The organism is Bacillus cereus group sp. MYBK79-1 (assembly GCF_051915365.1).
Classification (GTDB): Bacteria; Bacillota; Bacilli; order Bacillales; family Bacillaceae_G; genus Bacillus_A.
Genome location: NZ_JBQAEO010000001.1, coordinates 526,831 through 543,690, shown reverse-complemented (window position 1 = coordinate 543,690; position 16,860 = coordinate 526,831). Strand labels below are relative to the sequence as shown.

Here is a 16,860-nt window from a genome sequence, read left to right as displayed (position 1 = left end):
AACGAATTTTCGACAGAAAGGGAAGAATAGTATGATTAAAACAAATGAAATTAAACAAAAAGATGCATTATTAGAAGAGATTGCGGATTATGTATTAAATAAAGAGGTAACTAGCGCAGAAGCATTCAGTACTGCTCGTTACGTATTACTTGATACACTTGGATGCGGAATTTTAGCACTACAATATCCAGAGTGTACGAAATTACTAGGACCAGTTGTACCAGGAACGGTTGTGCCGAATGGTACACGTGTACCAGGTACGTCATATGTGCTTGATCCAGTGAAAGGTGCATTTAATATCGGATGTATGATCCGTTGGTTAGACTATAACGATACTTGGCTTGCAGCAGAGTGGGGACATCCATCTGATAACTTAGGCGGAATTTTAGCGGTTGCTGATTATATTAGCCGTGTTCGTATTTCGGAAGGAAAAGAACCGCTAAAAGTACGTGAAGTATTAGAAATGATGATTAAAGCACATGAAATTCAAGGTGTACTTGCTTTAGAAAACAGCTTAAACCGTGTCGGTCTTGACCACGTATTATACGTAAAAGTAGCAACAACTGCTGTAGTTGCAAAAATGCTTGGCGGAACACGTGAAGAAATCTTTAATGCATTATCACATGCGTGGATTGATAATTCTAGTCTTCGTACATATCGTCATGCTCCAAATACAGGGTCGCGTAAATCATGGGCAGCAGGTGATGCAACAAGCCGCGGTGTTCATCTTGCAATGACTGCTCTAAAAGGTGAAATGGGCTATCCAACAGCTTTATCTGCACCAGGCTGGGGATTCCAAGATGTATTATTCAATAAACAAGAATTAAAATTAGCGAGACCACTTGAGTCTTATGTAATGGAAAATGTATTATTTAAAGTTTCATATCCAGCAGAATTCCATGCACAAACTGCTGCAGAATGTGCTGTGAAATTACATCCGGAAATTAAAGAAAGATTAGATGAAATTGACCGTATTACAATTACAACGCATGAATCAGCAATCCGTATTATTGATAAAGAAGGTCCATTAAATAATCCAGCTGATCGTGATCATTGCTTACAATACATTACGGCAATTGGTTTATTAAAGGGAGATATCGTTGCGGATGACTATGAGGATGCAGTAGCAAATGATCCACGTGTAGATGAATTACGTAATAAGATGGTTGTTGTTGAAAACAAACAGTACAGTTTAGATTACCTTGACCCGAACAAGCGCTCAATCGCCAACGCTGTTCAAGTTCATTTCAAGGATGGTACTGTAACAGAAAGCGTGGAATGTGAATATCCACTTGGTCACCGTTTCCGTAGAGACGAAGCGATTCCAAAAGTTGTTCAAAAATTCACTGCGAATATGGCAGGTCATTATTCTAATAAGCAACAAGAACAAATTCATGAAGTTTGTTTAAATGAAGAAAAATTAGAAAATATGAATGTAAACGAATTTGTAGATCTATTCTTAATTTAATAATAGGGGGAATTTAGAATGGCTTGGGTTGTGGATAAACAGTCAACACAAGAAGAGCTTGCGAATCGCTTCCGAGCTTTAGTAGAAGCGAATGAAATTTTGCAAATTCCAGGTGCTCATGACGCAATGGCAGCTTTAGTTGCCAGAAATACAGGATTCTCAGCTCTTTATTTATCAGGAGCTGCTTATACTGCAAGTAAAGGGCTACCTGATTTAGGAATCGTGACGTCTACTGAAGTAGCAGAGAGAGCAAGGGATCTAGTAAGAGCTACAGATTTACCAGTTCTTGTTGACATTGATACAGGATTTGGCGGTGTTTTAAACGTAGCGAGAACAGCGGTAGAAATGGTGGAAGCAAAAGTAGCAGCTGTTCAAATTGAAGATCAGCAATTACCAAAAAAATGTGGACATTTAAATGGTAAGAAACTCGTTACGACAGAAGAATTAGTTCAAAAGATTAAAGCGATTAAAGAAGTTGCACCAAGCTTATATATTGTGGCACGTACAGATGCTCGTGGTGTAGAAGGCTTAGATGAAGCGATCGAAAGAGCGAACGCTTATGTAAAAGCAGGTGCAGATGCGATATTCCCTGAAGCACTTCAATCAGAAGAAGAGTTCCGTTTATTTAATAGTAAAGTAAATGCACCATTACTTGCGAATATGACTGAGTTTGGGAAAACTCCTTATTATAGTGCAGAGGAATTTGCGAATATGGGCTTCCAAATGGTTATTTATCCTGTAACTTCACTTCGCGTTGCAGCGAAAGCATATGAGAATGTGTTTACTTTAATTAAGGAAACAGGTTCTCAAAAAGATGCACTTTCAAGTATGCAAACGAGAAGTGAGTTATATGAAACAATTTCATATCATGACTTTGAAGAATTAGATACTGGAATTGCAAAAACAGTATTATCAGAGGATCAATAGATAAAGTGAAACTTTAATCAGTGGGGGTTTTCTTCATCCCCCACTGATTATTAGTTGAACCAATCGGACTTTAATGGGCAGCCCGATCCCCACCTAACTTCTTTGCTTTCACTGAATTTTGAGGCGGGGGTCTTACTGCCCATTAAAGCGGGATAAAACAACTAAGGCGATGAGAATACATCTTTGGCAAAACGAACTGCTTGATGTGAAAATTCATCGCCTTCTGTTTTCAAAAGTAAGAAATTCCACTCATCGTAGACGAGCATACGTAGTAGCAAGTAAGGCCGAAATGATAGGGGGATTCAGATGGAGAAAACGAAGTTACCGTGGGATGAATTTTTTTCACTTAATAAAGATGTGAATCATACTTTCTTTACGCCAGAAGATTTTTCTGGTGATGAAGATTTAATCGCAAAAACGACAGAACAATTCGTTAAACAAGAAATTGTTCCACAAATGGAGAATATTGAACAACATAACTATAAAATTTCTCGTCAATTATTTGAGAAAGCTGGAGAACTTGGATTATTAAGTATCGAGGTTCCAGAAGATTACGGTGGATTTGAGTTAGGAAAGGCAGTTTCAGGACTTGTAGCAGAAAAAATGGGATACGCTGGTGCATTTAGCGTTTCATTTAATATACACGCAGGTGTAGGTACATTGCCTTACATATATTACGGAACGAAAGAACAAAAAGAAAAATATTTGCCGAAAATTGCGTCTGGAGAATGGATTGGGGCTTATGCTTTAACTGAGCCAAATGCTGGTTCTGATGCTTTAAGTGCAAAAACGAGTGCAGTATTAAATGAAGATGGTACTGCTTGGAAGTTAAATGGTGAGAAGCAGTGGATTACAAATGCTCATATGGCAGATGTATACGTTGTTTTTGCGAAGACAAATAAAGGAATGACAGCGTTTATTGTCGAAAGAACATGTGAAGGTGTATCTATTGGACTAGAAGAAAAGAAAATGGGGATTAAAGGTTCTTCAACGGCTACCCTTATTTTAGAAGATGTTGTCATCCCTGCTGAAAATATTTTAGGAGAAGTTGGCAAAGGGCATCACGTAGCTCTTAATATTCTAAATTTTGCTAGACTAAAGCTTGCTTTTGGAAATATTGGAACAGCAAAACAAGCAATTGGTTTGTCGGTTCAATATGGAAAAGAGAGAAAACAGTTCCAAACGGAATTAGTAGACTTTACGATGATTCAAGAGAAAATTGCAAATATGACCATTGCTACATATGGAGCAGAAAGTGCAGCCTACCGTACAGCAGGTGTAATTGATGAAGCAATTCATGAGAGTGATGAAGATCTTATGAAGAAAATGTCTCAATTTGCAATTGAATGTGCACTTAATAAAGTAAATGCTTCTGAAACACTTGGTCATATTGTAGATGAAGCTGTGCAAATTCATGGTGGTTACGGTTATATGCAAGAGTACGAGGTAGAACGATTATATCGTGACGCTAGAATTAGTCGTATTTTTGAAGGAACGAACGAAATTAATAGATTAACAGTTGCTAAAATGTTAATGAAGCAAATGGAACAAATTGAAGATACAGAAGTAGAGATCGATGTAGCAAATGTCGAGAGAAACCATCGTTACATTTTATTAGCGAAAAAATTGTTGAAACAATCTTTGAAAACGCTCTCTAAAACTCCAGGGTTAAAAATTGATCAAGAGCAAGAATATTCACGTGTACTATCAAATATGTTAACTGACGTGTACGTCATGGAATCAGCATTTTTACGTACGAGTAAAGCAATTAGTAAAAATGGTGAAGAGAAAGAGCGTACGAAACAAATGATAACTGACGTTATTTGTGAAGAAGGCTACCGCAAAGTAGAAGAAGCAGCGATTTCTATACTTTCAGCGGCTGTCACAGAAGAACAAGATAGACACGTGATTTTAACTGAAATTCGTCAATTATTAGTGCCTTTATACACGAACGTATTTACAAAAAAGAGAGAAATTGCGAAAGTTATTATAAATCGCGGAAAGTATATTGTGTAAATAGGAGGAAAGCGATATGAAAAAGATTGGTTTTATCGGTTTAGGTAACATGGGTCTTCCAATGTCTAAAAATTTAGTTAAATCGAATTACACAGTGTATGGCGTGGATTTAAATAAAGAGGCTGAAGCTTCCTTTGAAAGTGAAGGAGGAATTATTGGCTTATCAATTTCAAAACTAGCAGAAACATGCGATGTGATTTTCACAAGTTTACCTTCACCTCGAGCTGTTGAAGCGGTGTATTTTGGGGAAGAAGGATTATTTGAAAATAGTCACTCGAATGTAGTTTTAATTGATACAAGTACTGTATCTCCACAATTAAACAAACAGTTAGAGGAAGCTGCAAAGGAAAAGATAGTAGACTTTTTAGCAGCACCTGTTAGTGGTGGGGTAATTGGAGCCGAAAACCGTACATTAACGTTTATGGTTGGTGGATCGAAAGAAGTATATGAGAAAACGGAATCTATCATGGGCGTACTAGGCGCGAATGTTTTCCATGTTAGTGAGCAGATTGATAGTGGTACAACAGTTAAATTAATTAATAACCTATTAATTGGTTTTTATACAGCTGGTGTGAGTGAAGCTTTAACATTAGCGAAAAAGAATAATATGGATTTAGATAAAATGTTTGATATTTTAAATGTAAGTTACGGTCAAAGTAGAATTTATGAGCGTAATTATAAAAGTTTCATTGCAACTGAAAACTACGATCCAGGCTTTACTGTGAATTTATTAAAGAAAGATTTAGGATTTGCAGTAGATTTAGCGAAAGAAAGCGAACTTCACTTACCAGTAAGCGAAATGCTATTAAACGTATATGAAGAAGCAAGTGAAGCTGGATATGGTGAAAACGATATGGCTGCTTTATATAAGAAAGTTAGTGAACAATTAATTTCTAATCAAAAATAATAGACTTATATACATCATAAAAAAGGAGAGAATATAATGATTACAACTGAAATTAAACGAGTAAAAAATCATATTAATGGTGAGTGGGTAGAATCTACTGGTACAGAAGTAGAAGCAGTTCCGAATCCGGCGACTGGAAAAATTATCGCTTACGTTCCGCTATCTCCGAAAGAAGATGTTGAAAAAGCTGTTGAAGCGGCAAAAGCAGCATTTGAAACATGGTCTAAAGTACCAGTTCCGAACCGTTCAAGACAATTGTATAAATATTTACAGCTTTTACAAGAAAACAAAGAAGAGCTTGCAAAAATCATTACGCTCGAAAATGGTAAAACATTAACGGATGCAACTGGTGAGGTGCAGCGCGGGATTGAAGCGGTAGAACTTGCAACATCAGCACCAAATTTAATGATGGGACAAGCTCTTCCGAATATTGCTAGCGGCATTGATGGATCGATTTGGCGTTATCCAATTGGAGTTGTTGCTGGTATTACACCGTTTAACTTCCCAATGATGATTCCATTATGGATGTTCCCACTTGCAATTGCTTGCGGTAATACGTTCGTATTAAAAACATCTGAAAGAACGCCACTTTTAGCAGAGCGACTTGTAGAGTTATTCTATGAAGCTGGTTTTCCAAAAGGGGTATTAAATTTAGTTCAAGGTGGAAAAGATGTTGTAAATAGCATTTTAGAAAGTAAAGATATTCAAGCTGTGTCGTTCGTTGGCTCTGAGCCAGTAGCTCGTTACGTGTATGAAACAGGTACGAAACACGGGAAACGTGTACAAGCGTTAGCTGGTGCAAAAAACCATGCGATTGTAATGCCAGATTGTAATCTTGAGAAAACAGTGCAAGGTGTAATTGGATCTGCATTCGCAAGTAGTGGAGAGCGCTGCATGGCATGTTCAGTAGTAGCAGTAGTTGATGACATTGCTGATGAATTCATCGACGTACTAGTAGCAGAGACGAAGAAGTTAAAAGTAGGTGACGGTTTCCACGAAGATAACTATGTTGGACCATTAATTCGTGAATCTCATAAAGAGCGCGTATTAGGCTATATTAATAGCGGTGTAGCAGATGGAGCATCTTTATTAGTAGATGGCCGCAAAATTAAGGAAGAAGTTGGAGAAGGTTACTTTGTAGGTGCGACAATCTTTGATGGTGTAAATCAAGAAATGAAAATTTGGCAAGATGAAATTTTTGCTCCAGTATTAAGTATTGTACGTGTTAAAGATTTAGAAGAAGGTATTAAACTAACAAATCAATCAAAATTTGCAAATGGTGCGGTTATTTATACGTCAAATGGTAAGCATGCACAAACGTTCCGTGATAATATCGATGCTGGTATGATCGGTGTAAACGTAAACGTTCCAGCTCCAATGGCATTCTTCGCATTTGCAGGAAATAAAGCTTCATTCTTTGGTGATTTAGGTACAAATGGTACAGATGGCGTTCAATTCTATACACGCAAAAAAGTTGTAACTGAGCGCTGGTTTTAATAAAGAGTAGACAGCCAAACCAATTATTAAATGAAAACCACCTCTAGGAATAGTGGTGGTTTTTGTCTTGTTAATTATTTTTTTCAAAAGCAAGTTTAATGCCAAAACCAATTAAAACGATTCCTGTTAACCCTTGAATATAACGTTGCGTCTTCGGTTTTTTCATAAAAGCGCTAATTTTATCAATTAAAAATATATAAAAAGCGAACCAAATGACTGTTAAAACGAGGTAAGTAAGACCCATTACGAGAAGTTGGATAAACGTATTATGATTTGGATTTAAAAATTGCGGTAAAAAGGTTAAAAAGAAGACTGCAACCTTAGGGTTTAATAAATTCGTAAGAAACCCTTGGCGAAAGCAAGAAGTATGTTCATCTTCATTATTTAAAGATATATCGTTCGTATCAACGCCTTCTTTGTTTCTTATCGCTAAAAGGGCTTTAATGCCAATATAAATTAAATACAGAGCTCCAACGTACTTGAAAATAGAAAATAAAAGCGCTGACTTTACAATAATTGCGGAAAGTCCAATTACTGCTGCTAAAGTATGAATCAAAAGTGCAACACATGTACCGAACACTGTTTTTACTCCGCCCACCTTACCGGCAACTAATGTATTTTTCGTCGCCATTGCAGTATCAGGACCGGGTAAAATAATAAGACAAATAGACATAATGATGAAAAGAAAAAAATTTTCAATCATAGTCGCTCCTCCTTTTTTATTTTTAGAATATTTGATTAAAAATAGTGTAGCACATATTTTGATTTAATAAAATTAAATTTTATTAAAAATTATTAAATGATAAAGAGGCTATATAGTCGTGACATTACACGACTATATAGCCTCAGGTTTATCCCGTATAAAAGGGCGATTGGAGAGCGGAAACCCACCACTTATGAAAGTTTCACTTTATGCATTAAGTAGGTTAAAGAATCGATTTACATCTTCTTCTGAAACATCACTTAACTGCTTATATTTATAATTCGGATTTTGATCTTTATCAACGACAACAGAACGTACTCCTTCGAAGAAATCTGCATGTCTCATGAAATTTTTAGCAAGTACAAGGTCGGTAGCGAAACATTCTTCAACGGATTTATCTTGTCCATCAATAAATTGTTTTAATGTTACTTTTAATGAAATAGGGGATTTTGATAATAGCGTTTCTTTTGTTTTTAAAGCAAAGGAACTTTGAGCTTTCTCCAATGAATGGGTGATCTCTTCAATTGTATCGAATGCAAAATGTGAATTAATTTCTTCTAATAAAGGAGCAAGCTCGCTTTCTAAGTTTGGAGCAGTTGCAAATGTACGAATGACTTCTTTTAAATTAGTATGTACATCATCTTCTTTATGCCAATTTACATTTTCAAGCTCAGTGAGGAAATTTGGTAATGAATCAGATGTCATAAAGTAATCAGCAGCGTTTATAAATAATACGTCAGAAGCTTTTAAAATAGATGCCGTTAAAGCAACATATCGGCCAGTAAACCCTGGAGCTTTATTTAAGAAATAAGCAGCACCGACGTCTGGGAAGAAGCCAATATTCATCTCTGGCATTGCCCATTTCGTACGCTCAGTTACAATTCGATATTTCGCACCATTTGTAAGACCGACACCACCGCCCATTACAATTCCATCTAAACAAGCGATGAGCGGTTTTTTATATTGATAAATATATGTATCAATTTCATACTCTTCTTCAAAAAAACGTTCCGCATGCTGTAATGCAGTCTCATTTGAACGTGCTTCATAAAGAGTTTTAATGTCGCCACCTGCACAAAAACCTTTTGTGCCAGCGCCTTTTAATACGATAAGCGCAATTCGCTCATCATCTTCCCACTCTTTCAGTTTTTGCCCAATTGGTTGTAACATGTCATAAGATAAAGAATTAAGTGCTTTTGGGCGGTTTAAAGTAATTGATGCAACGCCGTTTTCACTAACAGAAAATAAAACGTGTTCAGTCATAATTCATCCTCCCTTACATATCTTCTTATTCTTAATTCTTGATACGTATTGAAATGTCCTTTATAAATTTTGTCTAAAGTTGACGGTACATGTTAATTTGTACACCGCATATTTTGACGAGATATATTTGCAGGATTTCTGAGGTTGAAAATGAATATTACAACATTACTGTAATTGTAATTATTTGAAATTATCATGGTAAACACGCTATTATATATGTGTAAATTGTGCATAATCACTTCAAAAAGAGTATTTGAAGTGATTATGATGAAAGAAAAATTGCATTTCATTAGAAATAGAGAAAGGAGAAATCGGGATGCCAGGACCTTTACTATTGTCGGTGATTATTTTGTCTTCTTTAATGATAGGGATAACGCAGTATTTTCATCATACAGATACGACAGAGGAAGTGAAGGATAAAGTACGGCTTGTATTTCCGATTTTTATCATATCTATTTCTTTTTGCATTCTATTAAATAAGGATGGGTACATCGTCGCTGTATTTTCATTCTTTGTAGCGATCGTTTTAATTACAGTTTTATATTATGTAATGAAAGACTTTATACAAAAATAAAGATGTCACATGAGACATTTTTATTTTTAAAACAAATAAAATTTCACATACCGTATTATATGTAAAAATAGAAAACATATAGCAATAGAAAAGTAAGCACTTCACCGTGTATTTACTTGTCAATCTTGCATAGCCAATATACTATTAATAATGTAGAGATTAGAAAAAGGGGTTGTATCTGTCATGAAATTTGAGATGCACACAAAAATTATTTCAAATGAAAAAGAAGTAAGATTACATATAGAAGAAAACATATTTCAATTAAAATTGGATGGTTATCACTTATTTACAGTTCAAGAAATATTACCTTTATATAAATCAAATGAAGGAAGAATTGGTAGTGCAATGATACAAAAGTTAGAGTGGGAGAACGGAGAAACTATAATAAACTATCAACTCGTATCACTTAAATCAGTAAATTAAAAGGAGCAGGAAAATATGAAGTTATTTCATACAGCGGATTGGCATTTAGGAAAACTCGTTCATGGCGTGTATATGACTGAAGATCAAAAGATTGTATTAGATCAGTTTGTACAAGCTGTTGAGGAAGAAAAACCAGATGCCGTAATTATTGCAGGGGATTTATACGACCGAGCAATTCCACCTACAGAAGCAGTAGACTTATTAAATGATGTTTTACAAAAAATAGTGATTGATTTACAAACACCAGTTATTGCGGTTGCAGGAAACCATGATAGTCCAGATCGTATTCATTTTGGAAGTAGTTTAATGAAGAAACAAGGATTATTTATTGTGGGACAATTTCAATTTCCATATGAGCCAATTATATTAAATGATGAATATGGCGAGGTTCACTTCCATCTCGTTCCATATGCGGATCCAAACATAGTTAGACATGTATTGAAAAACGAAGATGTACGTTCTCATGATGATGCGATGCGTATTTTTATGAATGAGCTTTCTGAAACGATGGATAAAGAAGCAAGACACGTATTTGTTGGTCATGCATTTGTAACTTCTGCGGGAGAAGCAGAAGAGAATACAAGTGATGCAGAACGACCACTTTCAATTGGTGGTGCTGAATATGTAAATAGTCATTATTTTGATAAGTTTCATTACACAGCGCTCGGACATTTACATCAAGCGCATTTTGTACGTAATGAGACAATTCGATATTCAGGTTCGCCACTTGCATATTCTATTTCTGAAGAAAAACATAAAAAAGGATATTATATTGTGGAACTGGACGAACAAGGTGAAGTAACAATTGAAAAAAGGTTACTTACACCACGTCGTAAAATGCGAACAGTAGAAGCGAAAATAGATGAATTGTTACAACATCCAGTAAGTGAAGATTACGTGTTTGTAAAATTATTAGATGAAAATCCTGTCTTGCAGCCAATGGAAAAAATACGTTCTGTATATCCAAATGCAATGCATGTTGAAAGATCGATTCAAAGACGAGCGCTCACAGAGTCAAATGAAGTAACTGTTTCAAGACATAAAACGGATGATTTATCTCTATTAAAGGCTTTTTATAAAGAAATGAAAGGCTTAGATTTATCAGAAGAGAAAGAACGTCTATTTGTAGAGGTACTACAAACAGTGCAAGAACGGGAAGGTGAACGAGGATGAGACCGATTCAGCTTATTATGACAGCATTTGGACCATATAAACAGAAAGAAGTAATCGATTTTGATGATCTTGGAGATCATCGTATCTTCGCCATTTCTGGGAATACAGGAGCTGGAAAGACAACGATTTTTGATGCGATTTGTTATGTGTTATATGGTGAGGCAAGTGGAGAAGAACGTAGTGATACGAGCATGCTTCGCAGTCAATTTGCTGATGATAATATGTATACAAGTGTAGAACTAACCTTTCAACTAAAAGGGAAGCGTTATGAAATAAAACGCCAACTTGGACATAAAAAACAAGGGAACAAGACGATTACGGGACATGCAGTGGAGTTATATGAAGTGCTGGATGAAGAGAATGTTCCAGCTGTGGATCGTTTCCATGTAACGGATGTAAATAAAAAAGTGGAAGATTTAATTGGTTTAAGTAAACACCAATTTAGCCAAATTGTTATGTTACCACAAGGAGAATTCCGAAAACTATTAACATCTGAGACAGAAAACAAAGAAGAAATTTTGCGTCGTATTTTTAAAACAGATCGTTACAAGTTAATGCGTGAGTTACTTGATCAAAAACGAAAACAATGGAAAGATGTCTTACAAGAAAAACAGAAAGAGCGAGAGTTATACTTCCGTAATGTTTTTAAATTACCAATCCGTGATGGATCATTATTAGAGACATTAGTGGAACAAGAACATGTAAATACGCATCAAGTAGTAGAAGCATTAGAACAAGAAACAGATACCTATAAGGCAGAGGTTGAGCAATTACAAGTAGAACAAGATGTTCAAACGAAGCAATTAAAGGATGCTGAAACACGTTTTCATGCAGCAAAATCTGTAAATGAGAAATTTATAGATTTACAACAAAAGAATGAGAAATATAATGCTTTAGAAGAAAACCGTACAGTTATTGAAATGAAAGAAAAATCTTTTAAACGTGCGGAACAAGCGAAGCGCTTATTACCATTTGAACAATGGTACGAGGAAGCAATGCAAAATGAGCAAAAGGTTGAAAGTTTGTTAAAACAAATAATCGCCAAAAAAGAAAATGTAACGAATAGCTTTGAACTTGCTCAGGAGAAATATGAAGCAGTAAAGAATAAAGAACCTGAGAGAGAAGAGGCAAAAAAACTCGTTCGAAGATTAGAAGAGTTACAACCGATTATTGCATCATTAGCTGAGAAACAGTTGAATTTACAAAATGCAGAAATTCAAGTAGGGAAATTAAAGGAAAGTATGCAAAACTTAGATCGACAATTAGACGAGCATACAAATCAAAAACAGCTAATGTCTGGTGAATTGCAGCAATTAGAACGAGCACTTGAGCAATATGTAGATAAAGTAGAAGAACTAACGAATATGCGAGAAGATGCAAAAGTTTTAAAGCAAGCATTTGATGTTTGGCAAGAAAAGCAAAAATTCGAGAAAGAAAAAGAAGCGGCATATAATAAGATGCAATTGGCAGTTAATGCATATGAAAATATGGAACGCCGCTGGTTAAGTGAACAAGCTGGTATATTAGCTCTTCATTTACATGATGGTGAATCTTGTCCAGTATGTGGTAGTACGGACCATCCGAAAAAAGCTACAGAGCAAAGTGATGCGATTGATGAAAAAGAGTTAAATGATTTAAGAGACAAGAAGAATGCCGCTGAAAAATTACATGTTCAATTAGAGGAGAAATGGAATTTCTATCATCTTCAATATGAGCAAGTAATAGAAGAGGTTAAGAAGCGAGGCTATCGCTCGGAAGAATTAGCTGAAACATATAGTGCGCTTGTTCAAAAAGGAAAACAATTAGCAACTGAAGTAAATACGTTAAAAGCAAGCGAAGAAACGCGTAAGCAAACTGCTGTGAATATAAAAAGCGTAGAAGAAAAAGTAGATGCACTTCAGAAACAAAAGCGTGAGGTAGAAACAGAGCAGCACCGTACAGAAATGGAGTGTATGCAGCTTCGTACGTCATATGAACATGATAAGAAAAATATTCCTGAAAACTTACAAACAGTACAAGCTTGGAAAGTCCAGTTTGACCAAGCTATGCACGAACTCAGATTGATGGAGGACGAATGGAAGAAAGTACAGGAAGCGTATCAACATTGGCAAAATGAAAATATACGTATTCAAGCAGAACAGGAAGGTGCTTCTAATCAATTTGAAAGTGCAAAATTGAAGAAAGAAGAGACTTTCATGCGCTTTATGAAAGAGCTTGAACAGAGCGGATTTACAGATCAAATCACGTATAAAGAAGCTAAATTAAGTGATATCGAGATGGAGCTGTTACAAAAAGAAATTCAAAGCTATTATTCATCTCTTGAAGTACTTGCAAAACAAATTGAAGAATTACATGCTGAATTAAAAGATAAAGAGTATATGGATATTACGGCGTTAGGTGAACACATAACAGAATTACAAATTAATCTCGATATAATTAAAGAAAAACGTCAACGTGCGCAAAATGCGGTAACATATATTTCTGAATTACATGAAAATATTAGACGTATTGATGAGCAAATTCATGAGGAAGAAAAAGCTTTCCAAGAACTTGTTGATTTATATGAAGTAATGAAAGGTGATAACGAAAGCCGTATATCATTTGAACGTTACATCTTAATTGAGTATTTAGAACAAATTGTTCAAATTGCAAACGAACGATTACGTAAATTATCAAATGGACAATTTTATTTAAAACGAAGTGAACGAGTTGAAAAGAGAAATCGTCAGAGTGGATTAGGCTTAGATGTATACGACGCATACACTGGCCAAACACGCGATGTAAAAACATTATCTGGCGGCGAGAAATTTAATGCATCGCTTTGCTTAGCGCTTGGAATGGCAGACGTCATTCAAGCGTATGAAGGTGGGATTTCCATCGAAACGATGTTTATCGACGAAGGTTTTGGTTCACTAGATGAAGAGTCATTAACAAAAGCAGTTGACGCTTTAATTGACTTACAAAAATCAGGCCGATTTATCGGTGTCATTTCACACGTTCAAGAGCTGAAAAACGCAATGCCAGCTGTATTAGAAGTAACGAAACAGAAGGATGGGTGTAGTCAGACGAGGTTTGTGGTGAAGTAAGTACAATTGTAATTCATAATCAAAGTATTGTTTACGTTCTTCTAGTATGGAGTTTATGATAAAACAAATGCCATCTCTTTTTAGAGGTGGCATTTGTTTGTTTTTCAGAATTAGACAATGTATTTATGAGTTATCTGTAGAAGGCGGTGTATTTTTCAAACGATTATACGTTCTAAAGGCCGAAATTGCCGAGATAACGCCACCTACTAAAAATAAAGCCGATCCACAGACTAATATGATACGGCTGACATAATCAACATTTATTTTGTAGATAATATATACAAACGCCTAAAATATGTTAAAATCACTGGACAGTGTTATGAGTAAGTGGATAGTTACATGTGAATTATTTGAAAAATCTTCATTATAAATTTATGCTAACTTCACATAGAGCACATATTAACATTGTATTATGTATATGTACCAAATAAATAAAGTGAATTGTATTTCATTCTGTTTTTAAAAATTTAAAATTCTATTATTTTTATATAAAGGTTTCACATCGGAGTTTTAAATATTTTGGAAATAGATCTAAATAAGAGAAATTCACATAAAAGGGGAATGTCTTATGACAACATATACGAGTGAAATGAGAAAAGGTGTAGTTTCAGAAGAAGATGTAGATATTTTAAAAATTATGGCGCACCCAATCCGATTACAAATTGTAAATGAATTAAGTACGAGAAAAACTTGCAATGTAACACAATTAACAGAATTACTGAATATTCCACAATCTACTGTTTCGCAACATTTATCAAAAATGAAAGGTAAAGTGTTACGAGCTGAGAGAAGGGGCTTAGAAATTTATTATCACATTAATAATTTAAAGGCGAGTAAGATTGTAAGTGTTTTAGGATATATTAACTAATGAAGTATTTTCATATAAAATAGCCGCTGCTGGTGAGCAGGGGCTATTTTGTGTTGTTTGTTTCACTTTATGTATTCGTATTTAAAATTTTATAGTTTTTATGATTTACAATTGTTCGATCGAATTCAAAAGTACCACCGCTTACATCTGTAACTTCAACTAAGACCGATTCAGTATAAAGTTTTAGTACAGACCCTGTAATCTTTAAATTATTTCGTTGAAAAAGTATAGTATCCCCTACGTTTGCTTTCATAGTACCTCCTCATTAAAGACAGAAATATTTTTTATTATATATATTAAACCACGTATAGATATATTAGTGAATATTTAGTTTTGTTTATCAATAAAATATTTTTTTATTTTATAAAAAATAAAGTGCATCTTAGTGTAAACAGGTTATTTTCTGTTTGTATAGGAAAATTAAAATCTTGCAATTATATAACATGAGTCATAATTTTTATAAAAAAGATGATAAAACAGCTGTAAGTCTTATGGAAACAAAACATTATAAAAGCTGCTTTCGTATTTAATAAGTAGTTTTTTGTATTTCGTCCTTCGTTTTCTGTAACTGATTCCATATTTTTGACGCTCTATATTGTAAGTGCTTACATAACGGGGAACATCTTATACAATGAAGGTGTTAAATCAAAAGAGGTGGTCAATATGAACATAAAAAAAGAAAACTTAGCGAAAAGCATTGAAATAGAAAGAGGAGGCGGAAAGGTATGAAAAAATCAAATGTTAATCCATGGCTTGTTGTCCTTGGTACAGTCATAGTTCAAATGGGACTTGGAACGATATATACATGGAGTTTATTTAATCAGCCTTTAGTTAGTAAATACGGTTGGAGTCTTAACGCAGTTGCTATAACCTTCTCAATTACGAGTCTTTCCTTAGCATTTTCAACTTTATTTGCGAGTAAATTGCAAGAAAAATGGGGACTTCGTAAGCTTATTATGATAGCTGGGTTAGCATTAGGACTAGGATTAGTACTTAGTTCACAAGCGTCTTCGTTAATATTGCTTTATGTACTAGCAGGGGTTGTTGTAGGTTATGCAGATGGTACAGCATATATCACTTCACTATCCAATTTAATAAAGTGGTTTCCAAAGCGTAAAGGTTTAATTGCTGGAATTTCTGTCTCTGCATATGGTTCGGGTAGCTTAATCTTTAAATACGTTAACGCACAGTTAATTGAATCAGTTGGTGTATCACAAGCATTTATATACTGGGGTTTAATTGTTACAGCTATGATTGTCCTTGGAGCTTGTTTAATCCATCAAGCTGCTGATCAAGGTGCAGTTCATGAAACAAAAACTTATGAATATACAACGAAAGAAATGTTAGGTACAAAACAAGTATACTTATTATTTATAATGTTATTTACATCATGTATGAGTGGCTTATACTTAATTGGTATGGTAAAAGACATTGGTGTTCAACTTGTAGGGCTTAGCGCAGCGACAGCAGCTAATGCGGTGGCTATGGTTGCAATCTTCAATACATTAGGTCGTATTATTCTAGGACCGTTATCAGATAAAATCGGTCGTTTAAAAATCGTTACTGGTACTTTTGTTGTTATGGCTAGTTCAGTCTTAGTTCTAAGTTTCGTAGATTTAAATTATGGTATCTACTTCGTATGTGTAGCAAGTGTAGCGTTTTGCTTTGGTGGAAATATCACTATTTTCCCAGCTATCGTTGGTGATTTCTACGGTATGAAAAACCATAGTAAAAACTACGGAATGGTGTATCAAGGATTTGGATTTGGAGCGCTTGCAGGTTCCTTTATCGGTGCACTTCTAGGTGGATTCAAACCAACCTTTATGGTGATCGGCGTATTATGTGTCGTATCATTTATTATCGCAATTGTAATTCAAGCACCTAAACAGAAAAAAGAACAAGAAGAAGAGTATCGCAGCGTAGCATAAGTATATAAATCTTCTATAACACTATGG

General features: G+C 34.9%; 14 protein-coding genes. 11 read left to right on the top strand and 3 right to left on the bottom strand.

Annotated elements, in window-relative coordinates; all coding sequences use genetic code 11:
* The first annotated feature begins 31 nt into the window (after window positions 1-31).
* The 5 genes from prpD to ACTFOB_RS02755 all read left to right on the top strand — a co-directional run bounded on the left by prpD (window position 32) and on the right by ACTFOB_RS02755 (window position 6,815).
* Window positions 32-1,468, top strand: coding sequence for a 2-methylcitrate dehydratase (gene prpD / locus ACTFOB_RS02775; protein ID WP_151630299.1), 1,437 nt, complete (start codon window positions 32-34; stop codon window positions 1,466-1,468).
* Window positions 1,469-1,486: 18 nt separating this feature from the next.
* Window positions 1,487-2,395 (top strand): methylisocitrate lyase, encoded by a 909-nt coding sequence (gene prpB / locus ACTFOB_RS02770; protein ID WP_440024389.1) that lies wholly within the window; start codon window positions 1,487-1,489, stop codon window positions 2,393-2,395.
* Between the two features lie 306 nt (window positions 2,396-2,701).
* Window positions 2,702-4,411 carry an acyl-CoA dehydrogenase family protein gene (locus ACTFOB_RS02765; protein ID WP_440024387.1) on the top strand — a complete coding sequence of 570 codons (1,710 nt, stop codon included), beginning with the start codon at window positions 2,702-2,704 and terminating at the stop codon, window positions 4,409-4,411.
* 16 nt (window positions 4,412-4,427) lie between these two features.
* Complete coding sequence (locus tag ACTFOB_RS02760) at window positions 4,428-5,318, top strand: NAD(P)-dependent oxidoreductase (RefSeq protein ID WP_440024386.1); 891 nt, start codon at window positions 4,428-4,430, stop codon at window positions 5,316-5,318.
* A 36-nt stretch (window positions 5,319-5,354) separates the two neighbouring features.
* A complete protein-coding gene (locus ACTFOB_RS02755) occupies window positions 5,355-6,815 on the top strand; it encodes a CoA-acylating methylmalonate-semialdehyde dehydrogenase (protein WP_440024385.1) in 1,461 nt (486 codons plus the stop codon).
* A 70-nt stretch (window positions 6,816-6,885) separates the two neighbouring features.
* Here ACTFOB_RS02755 and ACTFOB_RS02750 read toward each other — a convergent pair whose 3' ends face one another.
* Window positions 6,886-7,518 carry a LysE family translocator gene (locus tag ACTFOB_RS02750; RefSeq protein WP_440024384.1) on the bottom strand — a complete coding sequence of 211 codons (633 nt, stop codon included), beginning with the start codon at window positions 7,516-7,518 and terminating at the stop codon, window positions 6,886-6,888.
* A 207-nt stretch (window positions 7,519-7,725) separates the two neighbouring features.
* A complete protein-coding gene (locus ACTFOB_RS02745; RefSeq protein ID WP_440024383.1) occupies window positions 7,726-8,781 on the bottom strand; it encodes an enoyl-CoA hydratase/isomerase family protein in 1,056 nt (351 codons plus the stop codon).
* Window positions 8,782-9,097: 316 nt separating this feature from the next.
* On the opposite strand from ACTFOB_RS02745, the gene ACTFOB_RS02740 reads away from it, so the two are divergent.
* The 5 genes from ACTFOB_RS02740 to ACTFOB_RS02720 all read left to right on the top strand — a co-directional run bounded on the left by ACTFOB_RS02740 (window position 9,098) and on the right by ACTFOB_RS02720 (window position 14,905).
* Window positions 9,098-9,355: a hypothetical protein gene (locus tag ACTFOB_RS02740; RefSeq protein ID WP_001119409.1), complete on the top strand. Its 258-nt coding sequence runs from the start codon at window positions 9,098-9,100 to the stop codon at window positions 9,353-9,355.
* Between the two features lie 183 nt (window positions 9,356-9,538).
* Window positions 9,539-9,778, top strand: coding sequence for a DUF2584 family protein (locus ACTFOB_RS02735; RefSeq protein ID WP_440024382.1), 240 nt, complete (start codon window positions 9,539-9,541; stop codon window positions 9,776-9,778).
* Between the two features lie 15 nt (window positions 9,779-9,793).
* Window positions 9,794-10,951: an exonuclease SbcCD subunit D gene (locus tag ACTFOB_RS02730; protein ID WP_440024381.1), complete on the top strand. Its 1,158-nt coding sequence runs from the start codon at window positions 9,794-9,796 to the stop codon at window positions 10,949-10,951.
* On the top strand, window positions 10,948-14,037 hold the full coding sequence (locus ACTFOB_RS02725) for an AAA family ATPase (protein ID WP_440024380.1): 3,090 nt from the start codon (window positions 10,948-10,950) through the stop codon (window positions 14,035-14,037). Before ACTFOB_RS02730 ends, ACTFOB_RS02725 begins: the two co-directional genes overlap by 4 nt.
* A 568-nt stretch (window positions 14,038-14,605) precedes the next feature.
* On the top strand, window positions 14,606-14,905 hold the full coding sequence (locus ACTFOB_RS02720; RefSeq protein WP_151630307.1) for an ArsR/SmtB family transcription factor: 300 nt from the start codon (window positions 14,606-14,608) through the stop codon (window positions 14,903-14,905).
* A gap of 67 nt (window positions 14,906-14,972) precedes the next feature.
* Here ACTFOB_RS02720 and ACTFOB_RS02715 read toward each other — a convergent pair whose 3' ends face one another.
* Window positions 14,973-15,158, bottom strand: coding sequence for a YkvS family protein (locus ACTFOB_RS02715; RefSeq protein ID WP_151630308.1), 186 nt, complete (start codon window positions 15,156-15,158; stop codon window positions 14,973-14,975).
* Between the two features lie 472 nt (window positions 15,159-15,630).
* Here ACTFOB_RS02715 and ACTFOB_RS02710 point away from each other — a divergent pair, with 472 nt between their 5' ends.
* A complete protein-coding gene (locus ACTFOB_RS02710) occupies window positions 15,631-16,833 on the top strand; it encodes an L-lactate MFS transporter (RefSeq protein ID WP_151630309.1) in 1,203 nt (400 codons plus the stop codon).
* Window positions 16,834-16,860 lie beyond the last annotated feature (27 nt).

What these genes read in the sequence shown, in the direction of transcription:
- prpD (WP_151630299.1), top strand. Translation starts at nt 32, where the DNA reads ATGATTAAAACAAATGAAATTAAACAAAAAGATGCATTATTAGAAGAG.
- prpB (WP_440024389.1), top strand. Translation starts at nt 1,487, where the DNA reads ATGGCTTGGGTTGTGGATAAACAGTCAACACAAGAAGAGCTTGCGAAT.
- ACTFOB_RS02765 (WP_440024387.1), top strand. Translation starts at nt 2,702, where the DNA reads ATGGAGAAAACGAAGTTACCGTGGGATGAATTTTTTTCACTTAATAAA.
- ACTFOB_RS02760 (WP_440024386.1), top strand. Translation starts at nt 4,428, where the DNA reads ATGAAAAAGATTGGTTTTATCGGTTTAGGTAACATGGGTCTTCCAATG.
- ACTFOB_RS02755 (WP_440024385.1), top strand. Translation starts at nt 5,355, where the DNA reads ATGATTACAACTGAAATTAAACGAGTAAAAAATCATATTAATGGTGAG.
- ACTFOB_RS02750 (WP_440024384.1), bottom strand. Translation starts at nt 7,518, where the DNA reads ATGATTGAAAATTTTTTTCTTTTCATCATTATGTCTATTTGTCTTATT.
- ACTFOB_RS02745 (WP_440024383.1), bottom strand. Translation starts at nt 8,781, where the DNA reads ATGACTGAACACGTTTTATTTTCTGTTAGTGAAAACGGCGTTGCATCA.
- ACTFOB_RS02740 (WP_001119409.1), top strand. Translation starts at nt 9,098, where the DNA reads ATGCCAGGACCTTTACTATTGTCGGTGATTATTTTGTCTTCTTTAATG.
- ACTFOB_RS02735 (WP_440024382.1), top strand. Translation starts at nt 9,539, where the DNA reads ATGAAATTTGAGATGCACACAAAAATTATTTCAAATGAAAAAGAAGTA.
- ACTFOB_RS02730 (WP_440024381.1), top strand. Translation starts at nt 9,794, where the DNA reads ATGAAGTTATTTCATACAGCGGATTGGCATTTAGGAAAACTCGTTCAT.
- ACTFOB_RS02725 (WP_440024380.1), top strand. Translation starts at nt 10,948, where the DNA reads ATGAGACCGATTCAGCTTATTATGACAGCATTTGGACCATATAAACAG.
- ACTFOB_RS02720 (WP_151630307.1), top strand. Translation starts at nt 14,606, where the DNA reads ATGACAACATATACGAGTGAAATGAGAAAAGGTGTAGTTTCAGAAGAA.
- ACTFOB_RS02715 (WP_151630308.1), bottom strand. Translation starts at nt 15,158, where the DNA reads ATGAAAGCAAACGTAGGGGATACTATACTTTTTCAACGAAATAATTTA.
- ACTFOB_RS02710 (WP_151630309.1), top strand. Translation starts at nt 15,631, where the DNA reads ATGAAAAAATCAAATGTTAATCCATGGCTTGTTGTCCTTGGTACAGTC.